The 17,012-nt window shown below is 75.8% G+C and carries 11 protein-coding genes; 1 reads left to right on the forward strand and 10 read right to left on the reverse strand.

The genetic code is table 11. The features are described 5' to 3' along the window. Positions 1–145: 145 nt before the first annotated feature. Together ACH4PY_RS15390 and ACH4PY_RS15395 are read right to left on the reverse strand one after the other, a co-directional pair. Positions 146–3,454, reverse strand: a complete 3,309-nt coding sequence (locus ACH4PY_RS15390) for an FtsX-like permease family protein (protein WP_398181457.1) — start codon at positions 3,452–3,454, stop codon at positions 146–148. A gap of 332 nt (positions 3,455–3,786) precedes the next feature. Continuing rightward, positions 3,787–4,191, reverse strand: coding sequence for a globin (locus ACH4PY_RS15395; protein ID WP_398181459.1), 405 nt, complete (start codon positions 4,189–4,191; stop codon positions 3,787–3,789). Between the two features lie 73 nt (positions 4,192–4,264). Between ACH4PY_RS15395 and ACH4PY_RS15400 the strand changes: the two genes are divergently transcribed. Next, on the forward strand, positions 4,265–5,182 hold the full coding sequence (locus ACH4PY_RS15400) for a methyltransferase domain-containing protein (RefSeq protein WP_398181462.1): 918 nt from the start codon (positions 4,265–4,267) through the stop codon (positions 5,180–5,182). A gap of 7 nt (positions 5,183–5,189) precedes the next feature. Here ACH4PY_RS15400 and ACH4PY_RS15405 read toward each other — a convergent pair whose 3' ends face one another. The 8 genes from ACH4PY_RS15405 to ACH4PY_RS15440 all read right to left on the reverse strand — a co-directional run bounded on the left by ACH4PY_RS15405 (position 5,190) and on the right by ACH4PY_RS15440 (position 17,010). Further along, positions 5,190–6,170, reverse strand: a complete 981-nt coding sequence (locus ACH4PY_RS15405; RefSeq protein ID WP_398181465.1) for an FHA domain-containing protein — start codon at positions 6,168–6,170, stop codon at positions 5,190–5,192. A 90-nt stretch (positions 6,171–6,260) separates the two neighbouring features. Continuing rightward, a complete protein-coding gene (locus ACH4PY_RS15410; RefSeq protein ID WP_398181468.1) occupies positions 6,261–7,607 on the reverse strand; it encodes a VWA domain-containing protein in 1,347 nt (448 codons plus the stop codon). Positions 7,608–7,665: 58 nt separating this feature from the next. Next, positions 7,666–9,072: a PP2C family serine/threonine-protein phosphatase gene (locus tag ACH4PY_RS15415; RefSeq protein WP_398181471.1), complete on the reverse strand. Its 1,407-nt coding sequence runs from the start codon at positions 9,070–9,072 to the stop codon at positions 7,666–7,668. 4 nt (positions 9,073–9,076) lie between these two features. Next, positions 9,077–11,635 (reverse strand): tetratricopeptide repeat protein, encoded by a 2,559-nt coding sequence (locus ACH4PY_RS15420; protein WP_398182131.1) that lies wholly within the window; start codon positions 11,633–11,635, stop codon positions 9,077–9,079. Between the two features lie 250 nt (positions 11,636–11,885). Next, positions 11,886–13,175 (reverse strand): hypothetical protein, encoded by a 1,290-nt coding sequence (locus ACH4PY_RS15425; protein WP_398181474.1) that lies wholly within the window; start codon positions 13,173–13,175, stop codon positions 11,886–11,888. 28 nt (positions 13,176–13,203) lie between these two features. After that, on the reverse strand, positions 13,204–14,199 hold the full coding sequence (locus ACH4PY_RS15430; protein WP_398181476.1) for a glutamate ABC transporter substrate-binding protein: 996 nt from the start codon (positions 14,197–14,199) through the stop codon (positions 13,204–13,206). Between the two features lie 67 nt (positions 14,200–14,266). Further along, a complete protein-coding gene (locus ACH4PY_RS15435) occupies positions 14,267–15,715 on the reverse strand; it encodes a hypothetical protein (protein ID WP_398181479.1) in 1,449 nt (482 codons plus the stop codon). Positions 15,716–15,999: 284 nt separating this feature from the next. Then, positions 16,000–17,010: an N-acetylglucosamine kinase gene (locus ACH4PY_RS15440; protein WP_398182134.1), complete on the reverse strand. Its 1,011-nt coding sequence runs from the start codon at positions 17,008–17,010 to the stop codon at positions 16,000–16,002. Between the last annotated feature and the right edge of the window lie 2 nt (positions 17,011–17,012).

Below are 17,012 nucleotides of genomic sequence, written 5' to 3' on the forward strand. Positions count from 1 at the left end.
GCCGCTCGACCGGACCCGAAGGCCCCGACGCGCCCTGCGGCTCGACCGCATCCGAAGGCCCCGACGCGCCCCGCCGTTCCGGCGAGCCCGTGGGCTCCCGAGGGTCCTCGGGGCCGGGGAAGGGGGGAGGAGTGGGTGGCATGGGTCAGTCCTCCACCTGGTGTCGCAGGGCTGTCGCCGGGTCGGCGCGGCGTACCGCGGTGGCGGCCAGGACGACGACCGGGGCGGCCAGCAGCATGGCGAGCAGCTCGGCGAGCCGGCCCACCGGGAGTTCCACGATCAGCGGGGGCACGGGGCGCGCGGCCTGGCCGGTGAGCACGATCAGCGGGGTGATCAGCCGGGTCAGCAGCGCGCCCAGCACCACGCCCACGACGAGCGACACCAGCACCAGCAGCGCCTGTTCGGCGGCCAGCATGCGGGCCAGTTGGCGGCGCGGGGCGCCGAGTGCCCGCAGGACCGCGAACTCGCCGCGCCGTTCCCGCGCCGCCCCCGCCGCGCCGACGGCGAAGCCGACAGCGGCCAGTACGGCGGCGGCGATCACCGCGGCGGGCAGCGCGGACTGCGGACCGGCGCCGAGCGGGTCGGACCGCAGCCCGGCGGCGGATTCGGTGCGGTCCAGGACGGTGTCGACGTCGTCGCGGGAGCGCAGCGCGGCCGCGACGTGCGAGGTGGCGCCGGGGCGGGTGGCCAGCCACCACTCGGTGGGCTGCACGGGCAGCGCGTCCTTCGCGGACAGCACGGCGTTGACGGCGCGCAGGTCGAGCAGCAGTCCGCTGGAGGCGCCGGTCTGGTCGGTGCCGGGCAGCGCGCGTACGGCGGCGGTGATCCTGACGGGCGTGGTCACGTTGCCGATCTGCACCTGGACGGTGTCGCCCGCCTTCGCGCCGACCGCCTTGAGGTAGGTGTCGGTGGCGATCCCCGACAGCGGTGGCGGTACGGGCGCGGGGGCGCGGACGCGGACGGTCGCGGCCGTCTGGAGGTAGGTGTTCCCGGCGAAGGAGCCGGTGCGGTAAGGGAGGGTCAGCAGGGCGGGGCCGCCCGTGCGCGGGGCGTCGGAGCTGGGGGCCGCGACGTCGGGGAGGGAGGCGATCGAGTCGTCGTCGAAGGCGGCCTCGGCCTTCCACGAGGTGCCCGCCAGGGTGGTCAGCGGCGCCTGTGTGCCGTCGGCGAGGGTGGTGCGGGCCGAGGCCAGGGTGAGGACGCGGTTCTCGGCCGCCTCCGGCACGGCGAAGGACACCTCGAAGCGCTCCAGCCGCAGCGGGCCCGCCGGGGCGCCCTTGCCCGCGGCGAGGCCGAGGTCGAGCGTGAGGGTGTGCGGGCGGCCGTCGGGCGGCAGGTCGCCGAGCGTGAAGTCGTACGGGACGCCCTCGGCGTCCACGAGCACCGCGCTGACGCGGTCGGGCTGGTCGGCGTCGGCGCCGCCCGCGGGGCCGCCGGAACCGCTGGTGGAGGCGAGGGTGGCGAGGGTGGCCTGGAAGGCGACCTGCCGGACGGTGGCGCCGAGGGCCAGTCCTTGGGACTGCGAGGTGGAGCGCAGCGGGGCGAGCAGCGCGGGCAGCGGGCGGCCGCCGGCCAGGTCGGAGCGCAGCCGTACGGTCTGTGCGGCCTTGCCGGTGTCCATCAGCAGTGCGCTGGTGGTCTTGCCGTCGGGCAGGATCAGGGTCTCGCGGGCGGCGGGCGTGGCGGCGGTGAGGCCGGGCACGCCGGAGAAGATGCCGGCCTGGCCGAACGGCGGCGTGGTCATGCCGGTCACCCGCAGGTCGGCGCCGACGGCGTAGTCGGCCTGGTCGCGCTGTGAGCGGTCCCAGCTGGCGCCCTGCCCGATCGCGAACATGCCCATCGCGACGGCCAGCACCAGCAGCAGCGCCACCCCGGCGCCGCGCTGCGGGCGGCGGGAGAGCTGCCAGCCGGCCAGCGCGAGCGACAGGCTGCGGCCGCGCGCGGCGCGCCGTTCGCCGAGCCGGGCCGGCAGCGGCAGCAGCCGCAGCACCAGCACGGTGCCGGCCAGCAGGCACAGCGCGGGGGCGGCGACCAGTACGGGGTCGATGCCGAGGCCGCCGGAGCGGTCGGCGCTCAGGGCCCCGCCGCCGGAGGCGCGGCGCTGGAGCTGCCAGTAGGCGACGCCCGCGACGGCGAGCAGCGCCACGTCCGCGCCCGCCTGGAGGATTCCCGGCACCCCGCCGCGGCGCCCGGCGCGCGCCCCGGGGGCGGTCCGCAGCGCGGGCAGGACGACGGCGAAGGCGCAGGCCAGCGCGGCGGCCCCGGCGACCAGCCAGGCGCTTGCCGGGTCGGTGCCGCCGAGGGTCACCCCGGTGCGGGACATGGCGCCCGTCCCGGCCAGCAGCCGGGTGAGGGGGCCCGCGAGCAGCGGGGCGGCCACCGCGGCGGGCACCGCGAGCAGCAGCGCCTCCCCGGCGGCGAGCCGGGCGACCCGGCCGCGCGAGCCGCCGCGGGCGCGCAGCAGCGCGGTCTCGCCCGCCCGCTCCTGGGCGAGCAGCTGGGCGACCAGCAGCAGCGAGAAGGCGGCGAGGATGACCAGCTGGAGGGCGCCGATGAGGAGGGTGGAGCGGGTGACGAGCAGGCTGCGGCGCAGCCCGTCGAGCAGGCCGGGCAGCGCGCTGGTGGTCTGGGCGCCGCCGGTGGCCCGGTCGGCGCCGAGCGCGGTGGTGGTGTCCTCGACGGAGGTCTCCAGCGCGTCGATGCGGTTCGTTCCGACGCTGCCGAAGTCCGCGGTGGCCTGCCAGGACATCTCGTCGGCGGCGACCCGCCCGGAGGCGAAGGTGCCGGGGTCGGCGAGCAGCGGGCCGTAGGTGGTGAAGGCGAGGGTGTGGATGCCGCGCCCGGCGAGCGGGTCGAGCTGCCAGTAGGGCGAGCCGGGGTCGGCGGGGCGGTAGACGCCGGTGACGGTGATGTGCAGCGGGGGGCCGCCGAGCCGGTCGGCGAGGGTGAGCTGCCGTCCCGCGGCCAGGTGCAGGGCGCGGGCGACCGCCTCCGGCACGGCGACCTCGACGCCGGTGGAGCCCTTGGCGGCGGGGGCCGGCCAGGCGCCGCCGACGAGGGTGAGCTTGGCATGGTCGAAGGTGGCCAGCAGCGTCAGGTCGGGGTCGGTGCTCTTCGGGGTCCCGGCCGGGCGCAGGGCCGTGGGCAGCGCGTAGGGGCCGGAACGGGTGCTGGTCGCGACGTCCGTGGGGAGCCCGTCGAAGGCGCCGCGCAGCCGCTCGCGCACGGCGCGGTCGAGGGCTGCCGCGTCCTTGCCGGTCAGCGAGGCCTTGGCGTTGTAGGTGGAGCGGTCGGCGGCCTGGTGCTGGAGGGTGCGGCGGACGGCCGCGTCGCCTATCGCGCCGGTGTACGCGGCGAGCGCGGCCAGCACGCACGTGGTCAGCAGGACGGTCAGCAGGGCGGCGGACAGCAGCAACCGGTGCGCGCGGACGCGCAGCAGTACGAATCCGGTCACGCGAAAGCCCCCCGTCCTGTTGCTGACGGGATGTTCTCAATTGATGAGGGTCCGGCGAAACATGTCGCGGATTGTCGGAATGCGATCGTGACCGTCCGCTGAACGGGCGCGAAACCGTCGGCACGGGCCTCGCCGGACCCGTCCGCCGCTCGCGCCGGACCCCGCCCGGAGCCCGGTCGCACCCAAACGGAACCCTCGGCGCACCGCGTCCGGACCGCCCTGAGCGGCCGGAAACCGCCCCTCCGCGGGGCGGCCCGGAGCGCGGGCCGGCCGCCGGTCAGCGACGGGTCGGGCGCGGGCCAGGCGGGGATCGGCCACGAGCCGGGCGCGGGTCAGCCCGGGCTGTTCACCATCGAGGCCGCCGCGTACACCAGGTAGTCCCACAGCTGCTTCTCGTGCTCGGGCGTCAGCCCCAGATCGTCGACGGCCGCCCGCATGTGCCGCAGCCAGGCGTCGTGCGCGGCGCGGTCGACGCGGAAGGGGGAGTGGCGCATCCGCAGCCGCGGGTGGCCGCGCTCGTCGCTGTAGGTGCGCGGGCCGCCCCAGTACTGCATGAGGAACAGCCGCAGCCGCTCCTCGGCCGGGCCCAGGTCCTGTTCCGGGTACATCGCCCGCAGCTCGGGGTCGTCCGCGACGCCCTGGTAGAAGCGGTGGACCAGACGGCGGAAGGTGTCCTCGCCGCCGACCTGCTCGAAGAACGTCTGCTGCGCTGCGCTGCCCTGCGGGATGTCGGTCACACCACCATTTTCTCAGACCGCCCGGACCAGGACCCGGGTCGTAGGACCTGCGCCGGGGGAGCACGATGGAGGCATGGCCGGGTCGGGGCAGGACCAGCGGACGCGGGCCGCGGCGGCCGCGCTGCGGCACCGGATGGTGCGCCGCATCGTCGCCGGCGGCGGGCTCGCCGACCCCGCGTGGCGGGCCGCCTTCGACGAGGTGCCGCGCCATCTGTTCGTGCCCGAGTACCACCGCGGCGTCGGCGAGGACGCGCGGTTCGCCGCCGACGACCCCGACCCGCGGCGCCGGCTGAGCTGGCTGAGCGGCGCGTACGCGGACCAGCCGATCGCCACCCACGTCGCCCGCGGCGGCGAACTGGTCTCCTCCAGCAGCCAGCCGTCGCTGATGGCGCTGATGTGCGAGGCGCTGGACGTCCGCGAGGGCCACCGGGTGCTGGAGATCGGCGCGGGCACCGGCTACAACGCGGCACTGATCGCGCACCGCCTCGGCGGTACGGGCGCGGTCACGACCGTGGACCTGGAGGAGGCGATCACCTCCGCGGCCCGCGCGCACCTGGCCGCGTACGGCACCCCCGAGGCGCTCGCCGTCACGGTGGTCACCGGGGACGGGACGTTCGGGTACGAGCCGGGCGCGCCCTACGACCGGGTCATGGCGACGTGCGAGCTGCCGTCCGTACCGCCCGCGTGGGTCGCGCAGTGCCGTACCGGCGGGCGCATCCTCGCGCCGCTCGCGTCGGGTCTGGTGCTGCTCACCGTGCTTGGGCCGGAGCGGGCCGAGGGGCGCTTCCTGCCGACGCCCGCCTACTTCGTACCGCTGCGGGGCGCGGGCGCGGGCATCGCGCCGGACGCGGTGGGCGGCGAGCCGTCGCTGCTGGACCGGCGGCCGTCCCGCACCCGCTTCGGGCTGAGCGTCGAGGGGAGCCGCCAGTGGATCTGGCTGGACGACCCGGACGGCCCCGACACCTGGCCCGTCCCGGCGGCCTCCTCCTAGAGCGCGGTCAGATCCGCCGGACGGTGATCGTCGTCCACGCGCCGACGTGCACCCGGTCGCCCTCGTTCAGCGGGATCGGGGTGTACGCGGGGATGGGGTCCTCCGCGAGGTTGACGGTCGTGCCGTTGGTCGAGTCCTGGTCGACCACCGACCACGAACCGTCCGGCTGCTGGACCAGCACCGCGTGCTTGTGGGAGACGCCCGGGTCCTCCGGGGAGCGGGAGAGGTCGATGTCCGGGGCCTCGCCCGTGCTGTGCCGCTGCCGCCCGATCGTGACCTGGTGGCCGGTCAGCGGCAGTTGCACCTCGGGGGAGTACGCGGGGAAGTACAGGCCGCCGGCCTCCGGGCCGCTGCGGGCCATCATCGAGGTGAAGTACTCCCGGTCCGCGGCGATCACCGCCATCCACGCGGTGCCCGCGCCGCCCTGCGCGGGCACCACCGTTTTCGCGGCGGCCGCCGGGGCGGACTGCGCGGGCGCGACGGTGGGCGAGCTGGGCGGGTCCAGCAGGAAGTCGCCGGAGCCGGACGTCACCGTGACGGACTCCGAAGGCAGCGGTTCCGCGGGCCGGTTGACCCGGGAGGGCTGCGACATCGCCGACTCGTAGCGCTGGTACGGCGGTTGCTCCGGGGCGGCCGGCCCCGGGCTCACGGGCGGCGGCGGGGTGGTGAGGACCGGACCGGCGGCCGCGTGGGGCGGGACGAAGGTCGTCGCGGAGTGCGTCTGGAAGTTGTAGCGGCACTCCTCGCAGAACAGCGCCTGCCCCTCGCGCGGGGTCCCGCACGCCGGGCAGAGCTGGACGGCGCCGCCCGCCCCGGCCAGGTCGGGGCCGAAGGCGGGCTGCGGCGAGACCGGCGGCGTCGACGAGGACGACGCCGACGACGACGGGGGGCGCGAGCCGTACGACGAGGACGGCGGCGGGGCCATCCGCATGCCGCAGGAATCGCACCAGTCGTTGTCGGCGGACTCGTGGCCGTTGGGACAAAGCATCGTGCCGACTCCCCCTCCGCCTTCCGCGGCGGATCCACAGGTTGTGCGCGTCAGCGGCCCCCGGGGCGCCGTACCCCGGCGCCCCGTGCGCTATTTCTTCACCCGAACCGTCTTCGTCGACCGTGTGTCCAGGGTCATTTCGTCGGCCTCGGCGACGCGGGCCTTCAGCCGCACAGTACCGCTCGCGGCGTCCACGACGTCGACCACCTTCGCCAGCAGTTTGGCCGTGTCCTCGTTGCCGGAGGCGCTCGCCAGCTGCACCGCCCGGCCGAGCTTGGCCGTCGCGCCGTCCATGTCGCCCGCCTTGCGCGCCTCCAGGCCCTGCTGGATGACCTGCGCCAGCTCGGCCTGGCCGGTGTAGTGGGCGACCTGCGGGTTGATCCGGGTGGACATCGCCATGTCGTCGGTCCACACCGCGCGCACCAGGCCCTGGGCCAGCACCTGCGTGGTGCCGTCGGGCTGCGGGAGCACCAGCGACACCCGCGCGGCCAGCATCTCCTGGCCGAGCTGGGCGCCGGGCACCCGCACGCACACGTGGTAGTCGCGCGACTCGTCGCCCCACGAACCGGTCGGGTAGTCGCCCGCGCGCGGACCGGCCTCGGTGCGGCGCGCCGTCAGGTCCTCCACGGTGGGGGCGACCTGCTTGACGAAGGCGATCTCGGAGCCCAGCGGCGACCACAGCCGCAGCGCGACGTCCGCGACCTCCTTGCCCATCGCGTTCTCCATCATCGCCTGGAAGTCGGCGGCCAGGCCCGCCGGGTCGGCGACGATGTCGACGGAGCCGAGCAGCGCGGAGGCGATGCCGGTCAGCTCCTTGACCTCCCAGTCCGTTCCGACGCCGCGCGCGTCGCACGTGAAGCGGCCGGCGCACGCGTCGAGCGCGGACTGCAGTTCCTCGGGCTTCTCGTGCTCGTTGCGGCCGTCGGTCAGCAGGATGCCGTGCCGTATCGCCGAGTCGCCGGTGGACAGCAGCTTGTCGGCGAGCCGCAGCCAGGTGCCGATCGCGGTGCCGCCGCCCGCGCTGAGCCGCCGCAGCGCCTGCATGGCCTGCTCGCGGGTGCCGGGACCGGCCACCGCCAGGCCGCCGTTGGCCGGGTAGACCTCGCGGGCCACGTGCGTGCCCGCGACGACGGCGAAGGCGGTGCCGTCGCGCAGGGTGTCGATCGCGGCGGCCGTCGCGTCGCGCGCGTTGCGCATCTTGGTCGGCGGGTACTCCATCGAGCCCGAGCAGTCGACCATGATCACCACGCCGGCGTTCGCCGTGGCCGGGCCGCCGGCCGGGGCCGATCCGGGCAGCGGGTGGCCGCCGGTCGTGCCGCCGCCGGTCGAGGTGACCGTCACCACGGCGTTGACCTCGCGACCGCCGTCCGGCAGGAACTCGTTCTGGTAGACGTCGACGGTGAATTGCGGCACGTTCGGTTTCGAAAGAATGGCCATCGTTTCCTCGTAACTCCTCAAAGCCCGTACACAGCCCCGCCCATCCCGTGGCGGGTGACTATGCGGATGGGAATCCTGCCCGCGGCGCGGCGGCCGGGAACGGCAGCACCGCGACCGTTACGTTGTCGTGGCCGCCCCCGTCGAGCGCCACGCCCACCAGGGCGCGGGCGCTGTGCAGCGGGCGGCTGCGCGCGTCGGCCGGGACGGCCTGCGCCATCTCCGCGGCCGACTCGGCGTAGTTCCACAGCCCGTCGGTGCACACGACGATCACCCCGGGGCCCTCCGGCTGGAAGGCCGCCACATGCGGATCGACCTCGACGGCGTCCGCGCCGAGCCAGCCGGTGATGGCGTGCGCGCGGTGGTCGGCGTAGGCCTCGGCCTCCGACATCAGGCCCGCCGAGACCATCCGGGCCGCCCACGAGTCGTCCTCGGTGAGCCGGGCGGGCGGCAGCGTGCGGTCGTCCGGGATCCAGTACGCGCGGCTGTCGCCGATCCAGCCCACCGTGAACACCGGCCCGGTCACCACCGCGCTCACGCACGTGCAGGCGGGCGCGTTCTGGCGGGGCGGGGCGCCCGGCGGCTCCTCCTCGTCGGCGAGCGCGGTCACCGCCTCGAAGGCCGTCATCAGCGCCGTGCGCATCGCGTCCTCGGCCGGGCTGCCCTGCTCCAGCGCGCCGAGCAGCGCGTCCCGCCCGGCGGCGGAGGCGGCCGCCGAGGCGTCGTCGGGGCGGTGCGCGGTCGAGACGCCGTCGCACACCACGGCGGCCACGGCCTGGGAGCCGTCCGGCAGCGCGGTGGTGGCCACGGCGAAGGCGTCCTCGTTGCGGTGGTGCCGCAGGCCGCGGTCGCTGACCGCCGCGACACCCTCCAACTCCTGCTCCTGGTGGTCGCGCTGGCGCGGCTGGGCGTGGCCGCAGTGCTCGCAGTAGCCGTCGTCGTCGACCCCGCCGAGCCCGCAGGCCACGCACACCGGCCCGTCGGGGGCGGGCGGTTCCTCGCGCGGGTCGGAGATCCGCGCGGCGGGCACCGGGACCCCCAGCGCGAGGGTGTCGTCGGCGTCGGCGTCTTCCGCCGATGCCGATGCCGACGCCGACGCCGGGGCGGCGCCCGCGGGCTTGGGCGGGGCCAGCACGAAGGAGTCGGTGGCCGGGTCGGAGGCGACCGCGGAGGGCGCGGACGACGCGGACGCCGGGGCCGCCGACGACACCGGCGCGGCCGCGGGGGCCGGGCCCGCCGGGGCCGCAGAGGACGCCGGAGAGGCCGCGACCGGCAGGCCCGCGGGCGCCGGTGCGGGCGGTGCGGGCGCGGCGGGCGGCGGTACGGGCGCGGGCGGCGGGGGCGGCGCGCTCAGGTCGAGACCGCAGCGGCCGCAGAAGCGGTCGTCGGAGTCCAGCGGGTCCGCGCAGTTGGGGCAGACCTCCGGTGCGGGCGTCTGGGCCCGCGCCGATTCGGGGAGTGGCGGCATCTGGTTACACCCACGTCCTGGGGCGGAAACGGTTGGCCCGCTCCACCAGTTCGATCCTCGTACTGCCCTGCCGGGCGAGCCTGGCAAGGACCCGGTACGAGCGCTCCAGGCCGAACCGCAGCCCCCGCTCGGTCAGTTCGGCGCCCAGCAGCCCGGCGGAGCCGGACACCGACGACGGTACGCCCGCGGGCGCCCCCGGGTGGTCGCCGACACGGCCGGCCAGCACCCAGTCCAGCGCGCTGCCGAGCACCTCGGTGGCCAGCTGTTCACGCCGGTCGGAGTCCAGTCCCTGCCGCTGCAGGGCGTCCACCTGCGATCCTGCCGCGTGCAGGTCCGGCAGCAGCGGCTCGTTGGGGGAACGGTCGCGCAAGCGTGCCCGTACCGCCGCGACCCGTGCCGCCGTGTAGTGGATGGACGCCTCGGGCACGGATTCGAGCGCGGCCACCGCGCCCGCCCGGTCACCGGAGGCGAGCAGCACCCGCGCCAGGCCGAAGGCGGCGCTGACGTAGGAGTGGTCGGTCGTCCACACCAGGCGGTAGTACTCGGCGGCGTTGTCGAGCTGGCGCAGCACCTCCGCGCACACCCCGAGCGCGAGCTTGGGCGCGGACTCGCCGGGGAAGGCGTCGTAGACCGCGTCGAAGCTCAGCGCGGCCGTCTCCTGGTCGCTGGTGCACAGCGCGGTCAGGCCGCGGTGCCACACCACCCGCCAGTCGGCGTTGTCGTCCGGGTCGGCGAGGGTGCCGAGCACCTGCCGGGCGCCGCGCGCGTCGCCCAGCTCCAGCCGGGCCCGCACCTCGCGCAGCCGCCGCTCGACCGAGTCGACCGGCGCCGCCTGGAGGGCGGCGACCAGTTCGGCGGGCGCGGCGGCGGAAAGGCCCGCGAGGAAGCCCGCGTTGGGGTCCGACGGATCCACCAGCGGTACGGGCAGGGCGAGTACGGCCGCGGTGGTGTCGAGCCGGGCCACGACCGGCAGCGGCGCCGCCGTCCAGGCCAGGGCCTGCCCGGTGGCCGCGACCGCCGGGCGGCCCGGCCGGCCGGGCAGAGCGGGGGCGCCGCCACCGCCCGCCCCGGCGGCCTTGTCCCTGCGTCTGGAGGCCTTCTCCAGCGCGCGGTCGGCGCCGAGCGCGGAGGTGTCGCCGGTCACCGCCCGCACCAGTTCGGTGTCGACGACGCGCAGTTCGGGGCCGAAGAGGGTGGACAGGGCGGGCCGCTGCACCCCGCTCTCCATCGCGACGATCTCCCGCAGGACGCCCAGCAGTTGCTCGGACATCTCCTCGGCGGTCGCGAAGCGCTTGTCCGGGTCGGGGTCGGTGGCCCGCACCAGCAGCCGGTAGAAGGACTCGTAGCGGGAGAAGACGTCGATGTTGGCCGGGTCGGGCAGGCTGTCGACGAAGACGTTGGTGTAGCCCTGGAAGTCGAAGGTCAGCACCGCGAGGGTGCGGGCGACCGTGTAGAGGTCGGAGGCGACCGACGGGCCGACCTCGCCGACCTCGGGCGCCTGGTAGCCGACCGTGCCGTAGATGGCCGACTCGTTGTCGTCCATCCGGCGGACCGCGCCCATGTCGATGAGCTCCAGCCGGTCCTCGGTCTGGATCGCGTTGTCGACCTTGAAGTCGCAGTAGAGCAGGTTGCGGCTGTGCAGGTGGCCGAGCGCCTCCAGCGCCTCGATCGCGAACGCGATGGCCTGCGTGACGGGCAGCGGCTCGCGCCGTCCGTCGGGTGTGCGGCGTTCGTTGGCGATCTCCTTGAGCGACTTGCCGCCCACGTAGGCCATCACGATGTAGCCGTCGAGGGTGCCGGTGCGCTGGTCGAGGTGCTCGACGAAGTTGTAGATGCGGACGATGTTGGGGTGCTCGATCTCGGCCAGGAAGCGCCGTTCGGACACCGCCGCGGCCAGCGCGTCCTCGTCCCCGGTGTCCAGCAGGCCCTTGAGGACGACCCAGCGGTCCGACACCGCGCGGTCGACGGCGAGGTAGATCCACCCCAGGCCGCCGTGCGCGAGGCAGCCCACCACGTGGTACTGCCCGTGCACGATGTCGCCGGGGCGCAGCTTGGGCGTGAAGGAGTACGGGTGGCCGCACTTGGTGCAGTAGCCCTCGGTACGGCCCGGCCGGTCGCCGCGGCTGCGGCCCACCGGCGCGCCGCAGTCGCCCTTGCTGCAGAAGCGCTTGCGCTCGGGCACCTCGGGGTTGTCCAGCACCGCGGCCGCCGGGTCGGGCCGCGGTACGGGCGGGACCGCGACCAGGCCCGCGCCGAGCTTGCCGCGGGTCGGTCCGGAGGGGCCGGAGCGGCTGCTGCGCACCGACACCGAGCGGCCCGTGGCCGCCCCGGCCAGCGTCTGCGACAGCCGCCCGGACACCGAGCGGCGGGAGGCGCGCGAGGAGGACTTCGAGGAGCGTGAGGAGGTGGAGCCGGAGGTGCGCCCGGAGTCCGCGCCCGGGGCGTGCGCCGGGGGCGGCGGGAGCGCGGGGCCGCCGGACGCGGCGGAGGCGGCGGGCGGCGCGGCGGGCGCGGCGACCGGCGCGAGGCCGCAGGTGTCGCAGTACAGCTCGCCGCCGCCCATGTCCTCCAAGGTCCCGCCGCAGCCCGGCCGTTGGCACTTGGTCACTGTTTCCCCCTCAGCCTTTCCCCTGGTGTGCCGGCATCGCCGGAGCCGCTCCCGGTGCGCGCCGGACCCGGTGCTCCCGCGCCGCCGTCGGCCGCCCTGTCCGTAACGGCTACGACGGCCGTACGGTACGCCCCGGTTGCGAACCGCGCGGGAACTCCCGCCGACGTCCGGGCCCCGGCGGGGACCGCGGCCGGCCGCGGGGACGTCACCGGCGGTCCTGCGGCGGCCCCTGCGGACGCTGGGCTCCCACCTCGGCGACCGCGTCCTGGTAGCGCCGCACGGTCCGCTCGGCCGCGGCCAGGTCGCACGGCGCGCTCCACAGCAGCCGCCGCGCCTGGTCGTACCGCTCGATGAGCAGCGGGTCCTCGGCCAGGCCCAGCCGTGCGACCTTCGCCCGGTAGGCGTCCAGCCGGCCGCGCAGCTCGGCGCGTACGGCCAGCGGCGCGGTCACCGCGGTCAGCGACTCGCGGGCCCGCAGCAGCTCGTCGTCGGCGTGCTGCTCCAGGCTGTCCAGCAGCGGTGAGAGGCGGTGCCACTGCGCGGTGCGGGCGAAGTCGGCGGCGGCCGCGAGCTGTTCGTGCAGCGCGGACGCCGGGCCGCTCACCGCGGGGACGTCGGAGGCGAGGATCTTCGAGAGCACCTCGACGCGTGCGCTGCGCGCCTCGGTCAGCGTGCGGTCGGCGCGCGAGAGGACGTCGCGCAGCCGGGCGAGCCGGTGCTCGGCGTCGTCGCGGACGTGCAGCACCGCCTCGACCTCGCGGCGGATGTCGTCGAGCCGCCGCCCGGCCTCCTCGTAGCGCGCGGTGTCCGGGCGGCCGGGCGGGGGCGCCGCGGACCAGAAGGACAGCGGGTCGGACACCGCCCGCGCGCGCAGCGCGGTGAGGTCGGCGACGAGCGCCTCCAGGTCGTCGCCCGCCGGGTGCGCGCCGGGGCGCACGCCCACCGAATGGGCGAGCGAGCGGACCCGCTGGGTCTCGGCGGCCAGTAAATCGATCCTGGCGGGCAGCGCGGACCACACGGAGTCGGCCGCGGCCACGGTCTCCATCGCCTGGTCGTACCAGGCGTTCATCCGCCCGACGACCTCCTCCAGGCTGAGCCGCTCGGTGAGCCGGGCCGGGCCGGTGAGGGAGCGCGCGTGATCGGGCAGGTCGGCGCCGGTCACGGTCACCCCGTCGCCGCGCAGCAGGTCGGTCAGCTCGCGCAGCTCGGTCTGCGTCGGCCAGCGGCGCCGGGCACGCAGGTCGCGGGCGGCCCGCAGGGCGTCGGTGTACGCGTCGAAGTGCGCCCACAGCGCGGTGATCGCCGCGTCGGTCGCCGCCCAGCGCTCCTTGGTGACGCCGGTCAGCTCGGCGCCCTCCAGCAGCCGGCGGCCCGAGTGGTCCTGGAGCGACAGCAGCGAGGACTCGACGGCCTCGTGCTCGGCGGCCAGCCGCGCGAGCGCGCGGTCGACGTCCTCCCGTCCCATCACCGGTCCGGAACGTCCCGCGACCGCCATCTGGCCCTTCCTCTCCGGCTGCCCGGGTCTACTTGTACAGCGGCGACGGCGGTGCCATGTTCGGCAGTTCGGACACCAGCCACTTGTGGTACGCGGCGGCCCAGCGGCCGTCCGCGATGTAGGCGGCGAGCACCTTGTTGACCCGCCGTACCAGGTCGTCGTCGCCCAGCTTCATGGCCACACCGTACGGCTCGACGGTGACGGGCCCGCCCTTGAGGCTCACGGTCGGGTCCTGGGCGGCCTGGCCGGCGGCGAGCGCGTTGTCGGTGAAGACCGCGTCGGCCTGGTGCAGTTGGAGCAGCACGAGGCAGTCCAGCTGGTTGGCGGGGGTGAGCACCGCCTTGGCCCCGTGCCGCGGGTCAGGCTGCGCGAGTGGCGCGGGGGAGGTCGGCATGTCCCCGTTGAGCACGTCCTCGCCGGTGGAGCCGGACGCGGTGCAGACCGTCTTGCCCTTCAGCGAGTCGTTGTAGCCGGTGATGTCCGGCTCGGCGCTGAGGATCTGCTGGCCGGCGGAGAAGTAGGGGGCGGAGAAGGCGACATCCTGCGCCCGCTTGCAGCTGATCGTCATGGTGCGGACGACCATGTCGACGTCGCCGTCCTGGATCTTCTCGATGCGCTTGTTGGTGGGCACGGTCAGGTACTGGACCGCGTTCTCGTTGCCGAGGATGTCCTTCGCGACGGCCTTGACGAGGTCGATGTCGAAACCGGCGAACTGGCCCGTGGCGGGGTCGCGGAAGCCCCACAGGTAGCTGTTCTGGTCGACGCCGACCCGCAGCCTGCCGCGCTTCTTGATCGCCGCCACGGTGGGGCCGTCGAGGCTGCCGCTGGTCGGGCTCAGGCTGGGGACCCGGGAGTCGGTGCAGTCCGCGGCGGACGCGTAGTCCGCCCGGACCGCCGGGCCGGAGCTGCGGGCCTGCACGGGCGCCGTGTCGTCCCGCAGCGGGACCAGGGTGCCGGCGACGGCGAGCGTGCACGCCAGTGCCATGCCCGCGACACCGCCCCAGCCGTGCCGATGTGCTCGCACCGTCAACCTCACCGCTGTCCCTCCCGTCCTTCGCGTCCGCCGCGCGGCCATCGCCCTCCCGGCCCCCTCACCGGTACTCCGACAGCCGCCGGCCGATGCCGAGCAGCGCGCCCGCCGCGCCCAGGACCGCGAGGACCCCGGCGCCGACCGGCAGCAGCGTCAGCGCGTCGCGCCCGCTGGTGGCCGCCTGGTGGAACTCGTCCTGCTCGTGGGCGACCGCCCGGCCCAGGGCCCGGTCGGCGTCGTCGAAGTGGTCGGCGGTCGACGGCGACACCTTGTTGCCCTTGGCGTCCTTGCCGATGACGTCGGCGACGGCGGTGGCGTAGTCGCCGCTGTCGTCCTTCGTCCGTTCCGTTCCGTGCAGCGTGCGCCACTGCTGCACGCTGTCGATCGCCGCGTTGACCGCCTTGCGCCCGTCCGCGTCGTTGGCGAGCCGCAGCGCCTCGGGCAGGTCGCCGGGCACGTGCTTGGCGGGGTCGCCGGTCGTGAGGTCGGTCATGTCCTTGGTGTAGCTCTCCTCGTACGTGTCGCCCGAGCCGCGCGCCACCAGGGTCAGGTTCTCGTCGCCGCGGGCCTGGAGGACCAGGATCCGGGCGTTGTTGAGCACCTGGACGGAACGGGCGCCGTGCGCGGAGGAGTTCTCCAGCTGGGTGCGCGCGACCGTGTGCCCGGCCGCGAGCCACAGCAGCAGCACCGCGGTGGCCGCCGTCGCCGCCAGCATGCCCTGGTTGAACACCCGGTTGGTGCGCCGGTAGTGGCGGCGCTGCGCCCAGGCCAGCGCGCCGAGCGCCAGCACGCCGAGCGCCCACGAGACGTACGGCAGCGCCTTGGCCTGCGTGTAGTCGTGCGCGAGGCGGCCGTTCTCGATCGTGTAGAGGCTGTTGGCCGCGTCCAGCAGGCCGCCGTGCTGGCGCATCTGCTGGTTGGCGTACCGCAGATAGGCGCCGCCGATCGGCAGGCCCAGCCGGTTGTCGGCCAGCGCGGTCGCCACCAGCGAGGTGTAGGTGGGCAGTTGCTTGTTGAGACTGGCTATCTGCGCCTGCGCCTCGGGGGACTGCCGGCTGTTGGCGGCGGCGTCCGTGATGAGCTTGGAGGCGGTGTCGATGTCCTTCTGGTACTGCTCCGCCACCTCGTCCGGCTGCGGACCGCTGACCAGGAACCCGGCGGTCACGGTCGCGTCGGCGTCGGCGAGCGAGCGGTAGATCTCGGCGGCGGTGGCGCTCAGCGGCGCGCTGTGCGAGACGACGTTGTCGGCGGCCTGCGCACGGTCGTTGACCTGCCAGGCCGTGGCCACACCGAAGGCGACGACCAGCACCGCGAGCGCCGCGCCGATGATGCGCAGCCGGCCCGGCTCGGTCGTGGCGGCGGCCCTGGCCCGGGCGCTGACCTCCGCCCAGCCGTGCCGCCGCGGGGGCGGCGCCGACGGCGCGGCGGGCGCCCCGCCCCCGCGCGGCGCGGGCACCTGGACGCCCCCGCGCGCGTCGGGAATCTGACTGCCCGTCGGCGTGTGCGTCACGTACCCTCCCCCGATTCCGGCGTGCCACGAGCCGGCACGTCTGCGCTGTAGGCGCCCAGTATGGCCGCAGCCGCCCGGATAGCTCCAGCGGCTGTGTGATCTTGCCCGGTCACTACCCGCCCCCGACCGATCACACGCGCGCCGTCCGGGTTCGGTTCCCGCCCGCGCGGTACGGCCCGCACCTCCCGCGCCCCGCGGCCGTGTTCGCCCCCACCGTACGCAGCCGCGCCCCGCGCCCGTACGGCACGTGTCAAGCCGTACGGGGGCGGGGCGCGGGGCGCGGGTCAGGCGTAGTGGGCGCGCAGCGCGGCGTGCGCCTCGGGCGGCGCGGCCAGCTGGTCCAGGCCGAGCAGGGCCGCGCCCAGTACGGGCGGCGCGGTCACCACCCGGGTGCGGGCCTTGGGGGCGCGCGCGGTGAGCCGTTCGGCGAGGGCGTCCATCAGGTACGGGTTGCGCGCGCTCATCACACCGCCGCCCAGCACCACGTCGGCCTCCTCGTCGAGCAGCCCCAGCCGGCCGAGGGCCACCACCGCGAGCGCGGTGATCTCGTCGGCCTGCCGGGCCAGGATGGACCGGGCCACCGGGTCGCCCGCGTCGGAGGTCGCGAAGAGCACGGGCGTCAGCTCGTACTTGCGCTCCGCCTCCAGCGTGCCCAGGTGCAGCGCCTCTATGAGCGCGTACATCGAGCCGAGGCCGAAGTGCGCGGGCAGGGTGCGGGCCAGCTCGGTGGGTTCGCCGCGGCCGTCCTCGGCGCGTGCGGCGTACCACAGCGCCTCGTCGGCGAGGCCCGAACCGCCGCCCCAGTCACCGGAGATCTTGCCTATGGCGGGGAAGCGGGCGGTGCGCCCGTCGGGCAGCATGCCGACGCAGTTGATGCCCGCGCCGCACACCACCGCCACCCCGCGCGGCTCGTCGACACCGGCCCGCAGGATCGCGAAGGTGTCGTTGGCCACCCGGGTGGTGAGCGCCCAGCCGCGCGCGTGCACGGCCGCCTCCAGCTGCTGTTCCTCGACCGGCAGGTCGGCGTTGGCCAGGCACGCCGAGGTGTACGCGGCGAGCGGCCGCCCGTCGTCGGCACCGTCCGGTCCGAGGGTGAATCCGGCGTCGGCCGCCGCCCGCCGTACGATCGCGGCCAGTTCGCCCACCGCGGGCTCCACGCCGACCACGGGGGGCTGGAAGCCGCCGCCGCGGGCGGCGCCGAGCACCCGTCCGTCGGCGGCGACGAGCGCCACGTCGGTCTTGCTGTTGCCCGCGTCGACGGCGAGGACCCCGCCGGGGACGAGCGGCGGCCCCATGG

Origin of the sequence: Streptomyces sp. NPDC021224 (assembly GCF_044332905.1) — a bacterium.
Classification (GTDB): Bacteria; Actinomycetota; Actinomycetes; order Streptomycetales; family Streptomycetaceae; genus Actinacidiphila.

Bases quoted from the DNA above. Each gene is read 5' to 3' on its own strand.
- ACH4PY_RS15400 (WP_398181462.1), top strand. From the start codon at position 4,265: ATGGCCGGGTCGGGGCAGGACCAGCGGACGCGGGCCGCGGCGGCCGCG.
- ACH4PY_RS15405 (WP_398181465.1), bottom strand. From the start codon at position 6,170: ATGCTTTGTCCCAACGGCCACGAGTCCGCCGACAACGACTGGTGCGAT.
- ACH4PY_RS15410 (WP_398181468.1), bottom strand. From the start codon at position 7,607: ATGGCCATTCTTTCGAAACCGAACGTGCCGCAATTCACCGTCGACGTC.
- ACH4PY_RS15415 (WP_398181471.1), bottom strand. From the start codon at position 9,072: ATGCCGCCACTCCCCGAATCGGCGCGGGCCCAGACGCCCGCACCGGAG.
- ACH4PY_RS15420 (WP_398182131.1), bottom strand. From the start codon at position 11,635: ATGGGCGGCGGCGAGCTGTACTGCGACACCTGCGGCCTCGCGCCGGTC.
- ACH4PY_RS15425 (WP_398181474.1), bottom strand. From the start codon at position 13,175: ATGGCGGTCGCGGGACGTTCCGGACCGGTGATGGGACGGGAGGACGTC.
- ACH4PY_RS15440 (WP_398182134.1), bottom strand. From the start codon at position 17,010: ATGGGGCCGCCGCTCGTCCCCGGCGGGGTCCTCGCCGTCGACGCGGGC.